Raw genomic sequence first — 15,276 nt, 5'->3', positions numbered from 1 at the left:
CCAGGCCCTTCGTTTTTTCTCGAAGGCAGAAGCGTTTCCTGGAGGTCACGGGGTGATTCCGTCGTGCCCCGAAGGTGCCGTGCGCATTACGCTGCGCCCCTCAAAACTTCACAGGGAGGCTCGTGTATGGACGTGCGCGCGGCGGTGGCGCTCGAGGCGGGAAAGCCGTTGAGCATCGAGACGGTTCACCTCGAGGGGCCCAAGGCGGGAGAGGTGCTCATCGAGCTGAAGGCCACCGGCATCTGCCACACGGACGAGTTCACGCTCTCCGGGCAGGACCCGGAGGGCTTGTTCCCCGCCATCCTCGGCCACGAGGGCGCGGGCGTGGTGGTGGACGTGGGGCCGGGCGTGACGTCGGTGCGCAAGGGCGACCACGTCATCCCGCTGTACACGCCGGAGTGTCGGCAATGTAAGTCGTGCCTGTCGCGCAAGACGAACCTGTGTACGGCCATCCGCGCGACGCAGGGCAAGGGCCTGATGCCGGACGGCACCAGTCGCTTCCGGTTGGGCAAGCAGAGCGTGCACCACTACATGGGCACGTCCACCTTCGCGCAGTACACGGTGCTGCCGGAGATCGCCGTCGCGAAGATTCGCGAGGACGCCCCGTTCGACAAGGTCTGCTACATCGGCTGCGGCGTGACGACGGGCATCGGCGCCGTGGTGTACACGGCGAAGGTGGAGGCGGGCGCGCGCGTCGTCGTGTTCGGACTGGGCGGAATCGGGCTCAACGTGGTGCAGGCCGCGCGCATGGTGGGCGCGGACCAGATTGTCGGCGTGGACATCAACCCCGCGCGCAAGGCCATGGCGGAGAAGTTCGGCCTCACCCACTTCGTCAACCCGAAGGAAGTCGAGGGGGACCTGGTGCCCTACCTCGTCAACCTGACGAACGGCGGCGCGGACTACAGCTTCGAGTGCATCGGCAACGTGAACACGATGCGCCAGGCCCTCGAGTGCTGCCACCGGGGCTGGGGCGAGAGCATCGTCATCGGCGTGGCGGGTGCCGGGCAGGAGATCAAGACGCGGCCCTTCCAGCTCGTCACCGGGCGCGTGTGGAAGGGCAGCGCGTTCGGCGGCGCGCGGGGCCGCACGGACGTTCCCCAGATTGTCGACTGGTACATGAACGGGAAGATCAACGTCGACGACCTCATCACCCACACGCTGAAGCTGGAGGACATCAACCAGGGCTTCGACCTGATGCACCGGGGCGAGTCCATCCGCAGCGTGGTGAAGTACTCATGACGGCCGCCCCCACACTGCTGAGCCAGCACCGCTGCTTCGACGGCACCGTCGGCTTCTACAAGCACGTGTCCGAGGCGTGCGGGGGTGACATGCGCTTCGGCGTCTTCGTTCCGCCTCAGGCGCGGGAGCGCAAGGTGCCGGTGCTCTACTACCTCGCCGGCCTCACGTGCACGGAGGACACCTTCCTCATCAAGGGAGGCGCGCAGCGCGTGGCCTCCGAGCTGGGGGTGATGCTGGTGGCACCCGACACCAGTCCTCGAGGCGCGGGCTATCCCGGCGAGGACGCGTCCTGGGACTTCGGCGTGGGCGCGGGCTTCTACCTGGACGCCACCCAGGCGCCCTGGTCCGCGCGCTACCGCATGGGCACGTACGTCACCCGGGAGCTGCCCGCGCTCATCGCCGAGCACTTCCCCGCCCGGGAGGACCGCGAGGGCATCTTCGGGCACTCCATGGGCGGCCATGGCGCGCTGGTGTGCGCGCTGCGCAATCCGGGGCGATACCGCTCCGTGTCCGCGTTCGCGCCCATCGTCGCGCCCATGCGCGTGCCGTGGGGCCAGAAGGCCTTCAAGGGCTACCTGGGCGAGGACACGGCCACGTGGCGCGAGTACGACGCCACGGAGCTGATCCGCTCCGCGAAGACGCGGCTTCCTCCGCTGCTGGTGGACCAGGGCACGGGCGACAAGTTCCTCCAGGAGCAGCTCAAGCCGGAGCTGCTGAAAGAGGCCTGCGAGGCCACGGGGCAGCCGCTCACGCTGCGCATCCATGACGGGTATGACCACGGCTACTACTTCATCTCCACGTTCATGGAGGACCACCTGCGGCACCACGCCGCGGCGCTGAACGCGTAGCCTCGCGGACACCTCGCGGGGGCCCGGTGACGGACACGTCCGGGCCCTCCGCGAGCGAGCAAGCCCGACCACTCGTCGGCTTTCGCTCGGGCCCTCGCGCCCGCCTTTGACGACCCTTTCGTCGAGGCATAGGGTGGGAGATCCGCTGGAGGGCCGGGCGATGACGGGTGCACTTCCATCCACGACGACACCGTCCGGCACGGGGCGCCTGAACCGGCCCCGGAGGCTCGCGGTCGAAGCGCTCGGCTGCGGGCTGCTCGTGGTGGCACTCGAAGGGGCCCACCACGGCGCGGACCACCTGGGAGTGAGCGCAACCGACGGGCGCCTCTTCATGTCCCTGGCCGCGGGCGTCGTCCTCGCCTGCCTCACGCTGGTGCTCCAGCCGCTGTCCGGGGCGCACTTCAATCCCGCCCTCACCTTCGCGGACGCGCTGGAGGACGGCACGCCGTGGCGGGACGTGCCGCGCTACGTGCTCGCGCAGCTCGGCGGTGGCCTGGTCGGACGGCTGGTGGCCCACCTCATGTGTGGGGAGCCCCTGCTCATCGCGACGCGCGCGCCTTCGGCCAGCTCCGCGCAGTTCCTCACGGAGCTGGTCGCCACGTTCGGCCTGCTGGTGGTGGTGCGCGGGTGCGTGCGCAGCCGTCCGTCCGCCACGCCCCTGGTCGTCGCGGGCTACGCCGCCGCCACCGTCTGGTTCACCGACTCGCGCTCGCTCGCCAATCCCGCGCTCATCCTCGCGCGCGCCGTGAGCACCCGCGCCAGCGCCCTGCATGCGATGGATGTCGAGTCCTTCGTCGCCGCGCAGATGCTGGGCGCCACGCTCGCCGTGCTGCTCTTCCGTTGGTTGATGATGCCCGCGGAGAAGCCCGCGCACAGGCCCTGGTGTGTCGTCTTCCAGTGCTCGCGTCCGACCGTGGCCGAGCAGGCCGTCACCGTCTTCAATGGCCTCTCCGCCCAGGACCGGGCCCGGGCCACGGTGGATGGCGCCGCGTGTGACGGGGATGCGAACGGACCGCCGCCGCTCGTGGTGCGGCTGGTCCTGGCCGGTGAGGATGCGCCTCCATTGGCGGGAGGCGGCGCTTGCTGGCGGGTGCCCGTGAGTGAAGATGGAACTCCGGATGAGGTGCAGCGACTCCGAGCGTCACTGCGCGAGCCCATCCAGCGATTGTTGCGCGAGCGCGGATGGTCCCGGCTGCACGCCGTGGGCGACGCGGCGCACGAGGCACCACGCCACACCACCTGAAGTCTTCGCTCGACGAAGGAGAGGCTCACCCTTGATGGAAGGACTTCCGCCGGCCGTCTCCTGGCCGCCGCTCGAGACGTTGATGCGCTTGACGCTGGCCCTGGGCGTGGGGCTCTTCGTGGGATTGGAGCGCGAGTGGCGTGGCAAGGAGGCCGGCTTGCGCACCTTCGGCTTCGCATCGCTGCTGGGGGCGATGGGCGGGCTGCTGGGCACTCCGTTCGCCATCACCGCCGTGGCCCTGCTGGGTGTGCTGGTGGGCTTCCTGAACTGGCAGTCGCTGCGGGCGAACGAGGGCGCGGAGCTGACCACCTCCGCCGCGCTCCTCGTCACTGGCTTCACCGGAGTGCTGTGTGGATTGGGGCATGTGGTGACACCCGCGGCGGTGGCCGTGACGAGCGCGGGGCTGCTCACATGGAAGGAGCGACTGGCGGGCTTCAGCAGCAAGATCACCGCCGAGGAGCTGCGCTCCGCCATCCTGCTGGCCATCCTCGCCTTCGCCATCTACCCGGTGTTGCCGACCGCGCCCGTCGACCCATGGGGGCTCATCGTGCCCCGCGTGGCATGGGTGACGGTCATCCTCATCGCGGCGATGGGGTTCGTGAACTACGTGTTGCTCAAGCTCTTCGGCACACGAGGCGTGGAGGTGACGGGATTCCTGGGAGGGCTCGTCAACAGCACCGTCACGGTGACGGAGCTGGCCCATCGCGTGAAGGAGACGGACGGACGGCTCCAGGACGTGGCGTATCGAGGCGTCATGCTGGCCACGGCGGCGATGGCGATGCGCAATGCCGCACTGCTCGGCATCCTGTCCTATCGGGCGCTGGTGAACTCCGTGGTGCCGCTCACGCTCATCCTGCTGTCGAGCATCGGGCTCGCGCTGGTGAGGGCCCGCAAGACTCCGAGCAGCGCGGCCGCCGTGCCGTCGCTGCCCCTGGAGAGTCCCTTCTCGCTCACGTCCGCGCTCAAGTTCGGAGCGATGCTGCTGCTGTTCCAGGTCGTGGGCACGGTGGGGCAAAGCCTCCTGGGCCACGCGGGCTTCTATGCGGTGAGCGCGCTGGGAGGACTGGTGTCGAGCGCCTCGGCGGTGGCCTCGGCCGCGTCACTGAGTTCGCATGGGTCGCTGTCACCGACCACCGCGGGAGTCGGCGCCACCATCGCGTCACTCGCGAGCGCCGCCGTCAGCTTCGTGGTGGTGGCACGAGTGGCGGGGCAGCGGGCGCTCACCGTGCGATTGGGATGGGCCCTCGGCACGGTGTTCGTCCTGGGCCTCGCCGGGGCCTTCGTCCAGACCCGAATCGGAGGGCTGTTCCCCTGAGCCCTGGGGCCGAGTCGAGCGGGGCGGTCCGCGGCTAACGACGCTTGCGCGAGCCGCCGCCGAGAAGTGCGAGGAGGATGCCGCCCGCCAGCGCGGCGCCGCCGCCCGCGATGTACAGCGTGGTGTTCTCGCTGTACTTGCCCGTGAGGGCCTGCGTCGCGCGCTCGGTCAACGACTCGCGCGCATTCAGTCCCGTCCACAGCAACACGCCGCCCGCGACGGCGAGCATCACTCCCACGAGCCGGATCATTCCCACGGTGACTCCTCGAGTTGAACCGAGAGCGTTATAGCGCCCCAGGAGAGCGCCCGGTGGAAATGCGGGCCGAGGGGATGGGCGTCCCCCAACGGCGTCGCCTGCCTACTCCTGCGCGGACGACTGAGCCGGCTGCTTGGGCTGCTTCGCCAGGTCCATGAGCTTCCTCATCCGGGTGGCGGTGTCGTCCTCGGGGAGGATTCCAGCCTGCTCCGCGATGGTGTCCGCCGCCTTCCGCCGACGCTCTTCCTGCAGCGCGGCCACCGCTTCGTGGTCGGGAAGGTTCGGCCCGAGTCCCCCCACGACGGCGGCACGAATGCTCATCGCCGCGTTCCTCACCACCTGCGCGTTCTGGAAGACCGTCCCCTGCTCCTTGGACTGCGTCGCGCCGGTCCCGTACGCGGACACCACGCCACTGAGGAGCGTGAAGGCCTTCACGGAGACAAGCCTCCCGCCGCTCGACCCCACCGCGTCCTCCAGCATGACATGCGGCATGACCCACACATCCGGAAAGATGCCCTTCTCACGGGCGGCGGCGATGCGATCCTCATCCGACGCACCGATTCGCGCCGCGCTACCAGTCAGCCCCGTCACCGGCACGATGCGCAACAGGGGGTCGGCGGAGAGTTCGCGCCGGAGAGATTCGTCGAGCTGCTTTCGGTCGAGCGCCTTGGAGAGCGCTTCAGCGACCGTCGTCTCGAACACGGCGACCTGGATGGGGTCCTGGGGCGAACGCCGAGGTGCTTCGGCGATGGCCTTGGCGTAGGCCTCCTTGTCGCGCTCCTTCGCGTCGATGCGTGCCTGCTCCGCCGGGTCCGAGCTGCGAACGGTGGTCTTACCGTCGAGCCCCGTCGAGGTCGTGGTCACGGTCATGCCGGCACAACCGACGAAAGCGAAGACAACCAGGGCTGAGACAAGGGCGCGCGAATGCATGTCATCTCCGGGGGGACTGTGCAGGAGGACTGACCATGGACCGTCAATGTCCATGGGCACGCTCAGGACGAGGTCCCTGGAGAAAAATTCACACGGGACAGGGGCGGTGTCGCGCGCCTCGAGTGGCCCCAATGGGCGCGCGCTCAGGCCAGGCGATACGGCTCGCCCCTGAAGCCCTCTGCGCGGAGTTCGTCCGCGAGTACGAGATAGGGGTTGTCGGCCGGGTCCAATCCCCGCAGGAACGCGTCCCATGCGGCGCGGTCCGCCGCCTCATCGAGAGGCACGGTGAGCGACTCGAACCAGGCACGCGGAATCGGTGGCTCGGCGGAATGGTCGAAGGTCCGTGCGCTGTGCGAGAACGCAGCGCTGCACGGATGGGCCGCGCTCAGTGCGGCCAAGGTGCGTTCCAGCCAGTCCTCATACCCACTCGACGCGGGCACCACCCTGCGCGCGAGGTGCGCGGATTTGACCGCGGTCCATTCGAGCGCCGTGCGGCTCTTGCCCCAGGCGAAGTGCAGGTCATCAAGGAGGATCAGCGCCTTCTGGCGAGGCCCGCCGGGATCTCCCTTGCGATTGACCTCATCACGGACGTCGTCGAAGTCCAGGCTCCTCGCATAGCCCTTGTCGAGGATGGACGCCCAGGCGGCCTCGACACGCTGGAGCGGATCTCCGACATCCGTGTGGCCATCCAGCCGAAAGAGCACCCACTCCAGGCAAGCCAGGCCAAGAGCCGCCTTGGCTTTGTAGTCGAGCGACCAGATCTTCTCGACCAACTGCCGAGGCTGCGCGTTCGGATCGCTGAACGAGACAGCGATTTCGTTGCTCCAAGCGAAGGACAGCGGCGCCGAAGACAGGTCGGCGGGCATGTAGCGAGGACGGTGAAGCACGCGAATCTCCAGTCCAGCGTCCTCGATACACGTCAGCGACAGGCTTCAGCGCTTCGTCCGCCCTTTGACCGCGCCGCGCGCCTTGCCACCCGACACGGATGACTTGCCGGGCTTCGCCGCGCTCTTCGCCTGGACCTTGGGAGCCTTCGACCGGGGCGACTTCACCTGGGTCTTGGGCACCTTGGACCTGGTCGGCTTTGCCGTGGCCACCTTGGCCTTCGCGACCTTGGCCTTGGGCGACTTCTTGGCGACGGGCTTCGAAGGAGCGGCCTTCTTCACCGGAGCCTTCTTTGCCGGAGCCTTCTTTGCCGGAGCCTTCTTTGCCGCGGCCTTCTTCACCGGAGCCGAAGCCTTGCCCGAAGCGGCCTTCTTCACCGTGACGACGGGCTTCTTGCCGACCGCCTTCGGTCTCGCGGTCGGAGAACGCGCCACCGGGGCCGCCTCCGCGGACACCTTGGCCGCACTGCGTTTGACGGCGGTCGTGCGCTTCGGTGCCTTCTCGGGCGAGGGCTTGACGCTCTCGCTCTTGGGCCCTGGCTGCGTGGCTACCTCCGTCGTGGGCCGAGAAACAGGCGACTCGGACACAGGCGGAGCGCGGACTTCCGCCGCTGGGGGCGACAGACGCTCAGGCGACTTCGCGGGGACCTCCGCGGGCCGCGCCGCCACCACCTCGGGCGTCGAACGCGCTGCGGGCTCTCGCTGCTCGCGAACCGGCGGCTTCGCCGGAGGCTCGGGCGGAACGGAAGGCTGCCAGTTCTCCGGCGCGAACTCGGGCTTCGTCTCCGCGGGCGGCTTCGGAGGCACGAACACGGACGCGGGGCGGTTGAAGCGAGAGTCCTTCGACGCGGGCTTGCCTCCACGTCCCTGCCCCTGCCCATGACGCGGCTGCGAGGGCCGGCCACCCTTCCCCACGGGCTGGCTCTGCGAGGCCAACGCACGCAGCCGGTCAAAGCCGGGATGCGGTGACGCCCCCATGCTCTCGCTCGTGCTCGGATCCGACCAGGACGTCGTCGTGTCAGGCACCTCGGGAACGGTTTCCTCGCGGACCTCTTGCGTCTCCTGCACGGGCGCGCTGCTCACGTCCGAGCTCGCGCCCTGCTCCGGCCGCACGAACATCCGCCGCTTCGGCCCGTGAGCTTCTCCCGGGGACCGAGCCCCCGGAGGACCGGCTTGCGTCTTCGCCGTGTCGTCTCGCCAGGGCTTCTTGAATGTGGACTCGCTGCGGGGAGGCGAGGCCTCCTCGCGTCGCCCCTCGCGCACGAAGCGCCCACGAGGACGAGAGGGTTCCTCACGCGCAGCCCAGGAGCGAGCCGGCGCCCCCTTGGTCGTGTCGCGCTCCCACTGTCCGGGCTTGCCCGGCTTGGGCTTGCCGTACGGCAGCTGCTGCTCGCGCGGCTCGGGGCGACGACGCGCGGGTGCGCCACCCTCATGACGCGACAGCGGCGCTTCGCCCACGAACTGGAGCGCGTCGAAGTCGATCTTCCGCGCCGTCGGATTCGCCGACAGCAGCCGCACGCGCAGCTTCTGCCCCACGCGCACGCGCCGCCCGTTCGGATACACGAGCGAGTGCGTCTGCTTGTCCAGCTTCGAGCCGGGCCCCAGCGTCTCCGCCTTCACCAGACCCTCGACGTGCTCTGCGTCCAGTTCGACGAAGAACCCGAAGTCGGTGATGGCCGCCACGGTGGCCGCGAACTCCTCGCCGACCCGGTCCTTCATCATCAGGGTCGCGTAGAAGGACACCACCTCCCGCTCCACCTGCATGGCCGCGCGCTCCCTGTCGGAGCACTGCATGGCCATGTCCTCGAGCTTCTCCTCCTCGCGGTCCAACATCGCCAGGGACGGCTTGCGCCCCTCCCGCGCCCAGTGCGCCTTCAACAGCCGGTGCACCAGCAGGTCCGGATACCGCCGGATGGGCGAGGTGAAGTGCAGGTAGTGCTCCGCCGCGAGGCCGTAGTGGCCCACCTTCGACGGCGTGTACACGGCCTGCATCATCGAGCGAAGCAGGAGCTGGTTCAGCGCCCGCTGCTCCGGGTGACCCGTGAGCTGGCTGATGAACGCGTCCAGCTCCTTCGAGGACACGCCGTCGTCGATGACCAGCTTGAAGCCATACGCCTGCGCCAGCGCCCCGAAGGCGGCCAGCTTCTCCGGGTCCGGCTCGCCATGGAACCGGTACACCGTGGGCAGGCCCTCGTCCTGGAAGAAGCGCGCCACCGCCTCGTTGGCGGCGAGCATGCACTCCTCGATGAGCCGGTGGCTGTCCTTGCGCTCGCGCTTGTCCATGCGCTCGGGCAGGCCGTCCTTGCCCAGCACTACCTTGTGCTCGGGGATGTCGAAGTCGATGGCGCCCCGCTCCTTGCGCATCTTCATCAGCGCGCGCGCCAGCGACATCATCTTCTCGAAGTGCGGCTTGAAGGCATCGCGGTGCGGCACGCTCTTTCCGTCGAGGACGTCCTGCACCTCGTTGTACGTGCAGCGCGCCGCGCTGCGCATCACCGCCGGGTAGAGCGTGGATGAGCGCCGCTGTCCCTGGGGGTCGAACGTCATGTCCGCCACCATGCACAGCCGGTCTTCGTCCGGCCGCAGGGAGCAGATGCCGTTGCTGAGCCGCTCCGGAAGCATGGGCAGCACGCGGTCCGGCAGGTACACGGACGTCGCGCGACGCAGGGCCTCCGCGTCCAACGCGCTGCGCTCGCGCACGTAGTGCGTCACGTCCGCGATGGCGACCACCAGCCGCCACCCGCCCGCGAGGTCCTCCACGTACACCGCGTCGTCGAAGTCGCGCGCGTCCTCACCGTCGATGGTGACGAGCTGCATCGAGCGCAGGTCCTTGCGCTGCTCGCCGCTCGCCTCTTCCTCCGACACCTTCACGGCGTAGCGGTCCGCCTCGTCCATGACCTCCGGAGGGAACTCGTCCGAGAAGCCCTGCGAGTAGGCGATGCCAATCACTTCCGAGCTGGGAGTCCCCGGCTTGCCGAGCGAGCCGGCCACCTCGCCGAACAGTCCGCGTCCCGGCTCCAACAGGTTCGCGCCCACGCCCAGGCGCACCTTCACCAGGTCTCCTTCCTGGGCCATCTGCGTCTGCGGCACGCGGATGGGGCCGGGAAGGCTGGTATCGGTGGGAAGCACCAGCGCATGGCGGCCCTGCGTCGTGTAGACGCCCACCGCCAGCTCGCGGCGACGGTCGACGACGCGCACCAGGCGCCCCTCGTACCGGCCGGGCCGCCCCGCCACTTCCACCACCACCCGGTCATTGTCGAGCGCGCGCTGCGCCTCGGCGGGAGGCAGGAAGATGTTCTCGCCCTCTCCACCCACCGGATGCACGAAGCCGAAGCCGTCGCGGTGGACGTGGAGGATGCCCTCCACCGTGTCCAACACCTCGCCGAACGCCGGACGACGAGGGCCCCGATGACCGAAGCGCTCGCGCCCCTCGTCACGACGCGACGAGCCTGGCTTGTTGAAGTCCCGGCGCTCGCGGCCACGCGCGCCGTCGGTCCGCGCGAAATCTCGCGGGCCTTGGGCGTTGGGTGAGCGGCCCTTGAAGCCACCGCCCTCCTGGCCTCGGGCACCCTGGCCCGTGAGGCGCTCGCGCGTGGGGGCGTCGTAGGGGCGCCCCTTCTCCTGCCGGGGTCGGTGGTCGCCGCGCACGGCGACGACGTCCGGCACGTCGGGAGCTACAGGGGGAGGAACAGGCAGGCCGTCATCACGCCGAGGTTGGGGGCGCAGGAAGCGCTTGCCCTCCTTGACGATGTGGCCCTGACGCACGAGGTCCCGGAGGGAGCGCTTGAGCTCGGTCTGCTGGCCAGGGTGCAGGCCCGCGAGTCGCAGGAGCTCCTTGATGCCCAGCGGGTGGTCGGCGTCGGAGAGGATCTGCTGGAGAAGGTCGGAAGAAATGCTCACGGTGGGGTCGCGGCTCGGCCGCTACGGGAACGGGTAAGCCCGAAGCGGCCGGGCGGGAACCCCCCGGCGACCGACTGCTTCCCGGAACCTTCTCCAGGAAGCGAAGTTCAGGGCTTGACCGTGACGTTGATCTTGAAGGAGCGGTCCACCAGGCCCGGCGTCAGCGCCTTGGCCAGGAAGAACTCCACCTCGAAAGTCCCCGGGTTTCGGGGAGTGAAGAAAAACTCGCGCGTGGCCGAGCCGCCGTTGGGACCCGGTTCGAAGTTGGCTTCGCGCAGGCCCACGCGCTTGGCCGCCGTCGGCTCGATGGCCCAGGTGAACCCGGGCTGCTCGGGCAGGCGCACGGTGAGGCCGTGGTTGAGCTTCACGTCCACGGACGTGGGCACCTCGCCCTCGATGTGGACCATCTCCATCTCGTCGCGCGATACGGCGCGAGCTTCCGACGGACGCGGCTCCACGTTCTCCGCGGTGATGCGACCACCCCAGCCGGAAAGCTTGTCCACCACGCCCATCACCTGCAGCGTGTGGCCCACGTTCTTGCGCAGGCTCTTGACGGCGGCCTTGCCCTCGATGAGGAACGACACCTGCTGGCGCGTGCCCCCGTTGGAGACGACGAGAATGAACTCCTCGCCGTTCATCTCCAGGTTTCCGCGCACGGCCGCGAAGCCCTTGATGCCCGCGCCCATGCCGGCCGCCGTTACCATGGAGACTTCACCGGGCGACAGGTAGCGCAGCCGGGGCTCGGTGTCCGCGGGCGGAGCCTCCACGACCTCGGCCTCCGGCTTCTTCGCGGAGTACTTGCGCACGTCCACCACGCCGCCGTGGTTGGTCGTCTTGCGGATCATCCCGCTGACGGAGACCTTGTGGTTCACGTAGGCGGGGAGGACTTCCTGATCCGGTCCCTGCAGCAGGAACGTGAGCTCTCGCTTGTCGCGCCCCACCACCACCAGGTTGGGCATCTCGTTGAGGACGACCAGACGGCCCTTGAGGCTGCCCTCGCCCATCACGCCACGACCCTCGCCCGCGGTGAGCAGCTGCTCCATCTCACGCTTGGTGAGCGGCTCGCCCGGGGGCGGCAGCTTGGTGGCGCGAGGACGCGGCTTCTCCACGGCGGGAACCGCGGGAGCGGAGGCGGCCTTTCCGGCGCCCTTGCCCGTCGTGCCCTTCGTTCCAGCGGGAGTCTTCGCAGCGGGAGCCGCCGCCTTCGCCGTCGCGGACTTCGCGGCGGGAGCGGGCTTCGCCGCTGACTTCTTGGAAGGCGCCTTCTCCGCGGCCTTCTCCTTCTCGACAGCCTTGTCCTTCTCGATGACCTTCTCCTTCTCGGGAGCGGTCTCGACGGCCGCCTTCTTCGCTGCGGCCTTCGCGCCCTTCGTCACCGAATCCCCGACCCCCTTCACCAGCTTCGTCGTCGAGGTAGCGACCCGCTTGGACGCGTTCTTGATCAGGTCCAGCCGGGCGGATTTATCCTTCTTCGCGGCGGACTTCGCGCCAGTCTTGCCAGCGGGAGTCGCCTTCTTGGCCCCGGACTTGGGCTTGGCCATCGACGCTGTCTCCTTGAGAGTTCCCGTGTACTTTCAACGGGTTGCCACGCCACCCCCAGGAGGACTGGCAGGCTTCGCGATGATTGGAGCTTGTAACGATGATCAGATGGGCTGTCAAACTAACACTTGATTTTCTCTCGGACTTTGGGTGCGAACCGGGCTGAAGATGACGCCCATGAACGACGCCGCGACGCTGCTTCCGGAAGACGAGGCCCGAGCCCGGGTGCTGGCCCTGGCCACGCCCCTGTCGGCCGAGTGGCTGGCCCTCGATGATGCGCTGGGCAGGACGCTGGCGGAGGACGTGCTTGCCCAGCGGACGCTGCCTCCCTGGGACAACTCGGCGATGGACGGCTACGCGGTGCGCGCCGACGACCTGGCGGGCTCGCTGCCGGTGAGACTGCCGGTGCTGGAGACCGTCTACGCGGGCGGCACGCCGCGCCAGGAGGTCCGGCCGGGCACCTGCGTGCGGATCATGACGGGCGCTCCCCTCCCCGTGGGCGCGGACGCCGTGGTCATGCGCGAGCGGGTCCGCCCCGTGCCGGATGGGGGCGCGGATCAGGTGGACATCCTGGAGGCCGTGGAGTCCGGTCAGCACGTGCGGCCTCGCGGCGAGGACGCGAAGGAAGGGACGCTCTTGCTGGCCCGAGGCACCCCGCTGGGCATCCCCGAGCTGGGGTTGCTCTGGGCCCAGGGCATCCTGTCGGCGCCGGTGCCGCGCGCGCCCCGGGTGGCCATCCTCTCCACCGGCGACGAGCTGTGCCGCGCCGACGAGCCCCCCAGGGGCCGCATCGTCGACACCAACGCCCCGTCACTGGCGCTCGCGGTCCGCCGCGCGGGCGGGCACCCGTCCCTGTTGGGCATCGCCCAGGACACGCGGGACTCCGTGGGCGAGTTCCTGTCGCGCGCCCACGGCTTCGACGTGGTGCTCACCAGCGCGGGCGTGTCCGTGGGTGAGCGCGACTACGTGAAGGAGGTCCTTGCCGCCATCGGGGTGCAACAGCATCTGTGGCGCGTGGCCATCAAGCCGGGCAAGCCGCTGGTGGTGGGCAAGCGCGGGAGCACGCTGTTCTTCGGTCTGCCGGGCAACCCCACCTCGTCGCTGGTCACCTTCGAGCTCTTTGTCAGGCCGGCGCTCCGCCGGCTGCTCGGCCACACCGACGTGGACCCCTCGCGAGTGCCTGGGCGCCTGGACGGTCGGCTGTCCAAGCCTCCAGGGCTGGCGCACTTCGTCCGGGTGACGGCTGCCTGGAAGGACGGCAACCTCTGGGCGCGCCCCCTGGCCACCCAGACGTCGGGCGTGCTCCGTTCCGCGGCGACGGCCACGCATCTGCTGCACTTCGCGCGGGAAGCCAGCAGCTTGTCTCATGGAGACCCGGTGGAATTGTTGCCGCTCTCCTGGGGGGCTTGAGAAACCGGAGCCGTCCATCGTGCATCTTTGCGGAGGATTTCAGGCGGCAGCGGTGGTGAGTCCGCCTTGACTTGCGCGCATGGGGGCACCAAACAGGGGGCCTCGCATCTGGAGAATGAACCATCATGTCGGACATTCGCTCACCCCAGGTTCTTCCGACCCGTAAACCCACGCAGCACCTGGAGCGGTTCTCGGAGGCGGACATCCCCACGGAGCGGGGTCCCCTGCGGACCATCGTGTTCAGGGATCGCCGCAACGGTCGAGAGCACGTGGCGCTCGTCGCGGGCAACGTGTCCGCTGAGGAAGGGGTGCCGGTGCGAATCCACTCCGAGTGCCTGACGAGCGAGGTCTTCGGCAGCTTGAAGTGCGACTGCCGCGAGCAGTTGGACCGGGCGCTGGACTTCATCACCCAGCAGAAGCTGGGCGTGGTGCTCTACCTGCGCCAGGAAGGCCGAGGCATCGGCCTGGGCAACAAAATCAAGGCGTACGCCCTCCAGTCCAAGGGGCTGGACACGTACGAGGCCAACCGCCAGCTCGGCTTCGCGGACGACCTGCGCAGCTACGACATCGCGGCGGAGATGCTGCGCTCGCTGGACGTACGCTCGGTGGACCTCATCACCAACAATCCGCTGAAGATCGCCGGGATGGTGGAGGAAGGCATTCCCGTCCTGCGTCGAATCCCTTCCCGGACCGAGCACAATCCGCATAACGTCGACTACCTGAGGACGAAGCGCGAGCGTACGGGGCACCTGATTGAGCTCTTCGCCGAGGACGACGACACGGAAGCCAAGGCCGGCTGAGAAGACGCCTGCGCGGCGGCGCAACGCCGTCGTGCGCAATCAAGCCCGTGTGCCTTTCGAGGTGCGCTTCTGGGGAGTGCGCGGCTCCATCCCCTCCCCTGGTCCGCAGACGAAGCGCTACGGCGGCAACACGCCGTGCGTGGAAGTGCGGTGTGGGGACGAGCTGCTGATCTTCGACCTGGGCTCGGGAGCGCGTGCGCTGGGCGATTCCTTGCTCATGGGGCCCCCCGGGCCGGTGCGCGGCAACATCTTCATCTCGCACTACCACTACGACCACCTGCAGGGCCTTCCCTTCTTCGCGCCCATCTTCATCCCGACGAGCGAGCTGACCCTGAACGGGCCGTCACGCAACGGGCGCACCACCCGGGAGCTGCTGGGTGGGCAGATGGTGCAGCCCTACTTCCCGGTGACGGCGGAGGGGGCCTTCCGCGCGAAGCTCACGTACCGCGACCTCTCCCCGGGAGGAACGCTCCAGCTCGGCCCCGCCCAGGTGCGCTGGTTGGAGTTGAACCACCCGGGCGGCAACCTGGGGTACCGCGTGGAGTGCGGTGGCCGCTCCGTGGTCTACGCAACGGATGTCGAGCACGGCAGTGACCTGGACTCGGGGCTGTTCGACTTCGCGCGGGGCGCGGACCTGCTCATCTACGACTCCATGTACACGGAGGACGAGTACCACGGCCGCTGTGGGCCGGCGCGCACGGGCTGGGGCCACTCGACGTGGCAGGCCGCCGTGGCCGCCGCGGACGCCGCGCAGGTGAAGACGCTGGTGCTCTTCCACCATGACCCCTCGCGCGACGACGCGGCCATGGACAAGCTGCTGCGGCAGGTGCGCAGGCTCCGCCCGGAGGCCATCGCCGCCAAGGAGTCGATGGTCATCAAGCTGTAGCCGCGCGAAGCGGGCGCGGCCGTGGC

12 protein-coding genes are annotated in these 15,276 nt (G+C 69.1%); 7 read left to right on the top strand and 5 right to left on the bottom strand.

Translation table 11 applies throughout. The features are described from left to right. Positions 1-126: 126 nt before the first annotated feature. From HUA78_RS21070 to HUA78_RS21055, 4 genes are all read left to right on the top strand, one after another. A complete protein-coding gene (locus HUA78_RS21070; RefSeq protein WP_141645331.1) occupies positions 127-1,239 on the top strand; it encodes an S-(hydroxymethyl)glutathione dehydrogenase/class III alcohol dehydrogenase in 1,113 nt (370 codons plus the stop codon). Next, entirely contained in the window at positions 1,236-2,087 is an 852-nt protein-coding gene (fghA, locus tag HUA78_RS21065) for an S-formylglutathione hydrolase (RefSeq protein WP_174462436.1), read from the top strand. The genes HUA78_RS21070 and fghA overlap by 4 nt, the downstream gene beginning before the upstream one ends. 160 nt (positions 2,088-2,247) lie before the next feature. Beyond that, positions 2,248-3,330 (top strand): aquaporin, encoded by a 1,083-nt coding sequence (locus HUA78_RS21060; RefSeq protein ID WP_174477004.1) that lies wholly within the window; start codon positions 2,248-2,250, stop codon positions 3,328-3,330. Between the two features lie 34 nt (positions 3,331-3,364). Further along, complete coding sequence (locus HUA78_RS21055; protein WP_246137423.1) at positions 3,365-4,645, top strand: MgtC/SapB family protein; 1,281 nt, start codon at positions 3,365-3,367, stop codon at positions 4,643-4,645. A gap of 34 nt (positions 4,646-4,679) precedes the next feature. On the opposite strand, the gene HUA78_RS21050 is transcribed toward HUA78_RS21055, so the two are convergent. The 5 genes from HUA78_RS21050 to HUA78_RS21030 all read right to left on the bottom strand — a co-directional run bounded on the left by HUA78_RS21050 (position 4,680) and on the right by HUA78_RS21030 (position 12,156). Next, on the bottom strand, positions 4,680-4,895 hold the full coding sequence (locus HUA78_RS21050) for a DUF3185 family protein (protein WP_141645327.1): 216 nt from the start codon (positions 4,893-4,895) through the stop codon (positions 4,680-4,682). A gap of 108 nt (positions 4,896-5,003) precedes the next feature. Next, the gene (locus HUA78_RS21045; protein ID WP_254623818.1) at positions 5,004-5,771 is read right to left on the bottom strand and encodes a hypothetical protein; all 768 of its coding nucleotides are present in this window, start codon (positions 5,769-5,771) and stop codon (positions 5,004-5,006) included. Between the two features lie 203 nt (positions 5,772-5,974). Further along, positions 5,975-6,697 carry a hypothetical protein gene (locus HUA78_RS21040; RefSeq protein ID WP_174477002.1) on the bottom strand — a complete coding sequence of 241 codons (723 nt, stop codon included), beginning with the start codon at positions 6,695-6,697 and terminating at the stop codon, positions 5,975-5,977. A gap of 66 nt (positions 6,698-6,763) precedes the next feature. Beyond that, entirely contained in the window at positions 6,764-10,615 is a 3,852-nt protein-coding gene (gene rnr / locus HUA78_RS21035) for a ribonuclease R (RefSeq protein WP_174477001.1), read from the bottom strand. Between the two features lie 107 nt (positions 10,616-10,722). Next, positions 10,723-12,156, bottom strand: coding sequence for a protease inhibitor I42 family protein (locus tag HUA78_RS21030; RefSeq protein ID WP_141645323.1), 1,434 nt, complete (start codon positions 12,154-12,156; stop codon positions 10,723-10,725). 175 nt (positions 12,157-12,331) lie between these two features. Between HUA78_RS21030 and glp the strand changes: the two genes are divergently transcribed. From glp to HUA78_RS21015, 3 genes are all read left to right on the top strand, one after another. Further along, positions 12,332-13,564, top strand: coding sequence for a gephyrin-like molybdotransferase Glp (gene glp, locus HUA78_RS21025; protein WP_141645322.1), 1,233 nt, complete (start codon positions 12,332-12,334; stop codon positions 13,562-13,564). A gap of 125 nt (positions 13,565-13,689) precedes the next feature. Then, positions 13,690-14,364, top strand: coding sequence for a GTP cyclohydrolase II (gene ribA / locus HUA78_RS21020; protein WP_141645321.1), 675 nt, complete (start codon positions 13,690-13,692; stop codon positions 14,362-14,364). Between the two features lie 49 nt (positions 14,365-14,413). Further along, the gene (locus HUA78_RS21015; RefSeq protein WP_174456863.1) at positions 14,414-15,250 is read left to right on the top strand and encodes an MBL fold metallo-hydrolase; all 837 of its coding nucleotides are present in this window, start codon (positions 14,414-14,416) and stop codon (positions 15,248-15,250) included. Positions 15,251-15,276: the final 26 nt, after the last annotated feature.

The sequence above is a fragment of the Myxococcus sp. CA033 genome (assembly GCF_013336625.1).
In the GTDB taxonomy this organism is placed as follows: domain Bacteria; phylum Myxococcota; class Myxococcia; order Myxococcales; family Myxococcaceae; genus Myxococcus; species Myxococcus llanfairpwllgwyngyllgogerychwyrndrobwllllantysiliogogogochensis.
This window is presented reverse-complemented; position numbering and strand designations above follow the sequence as displayed.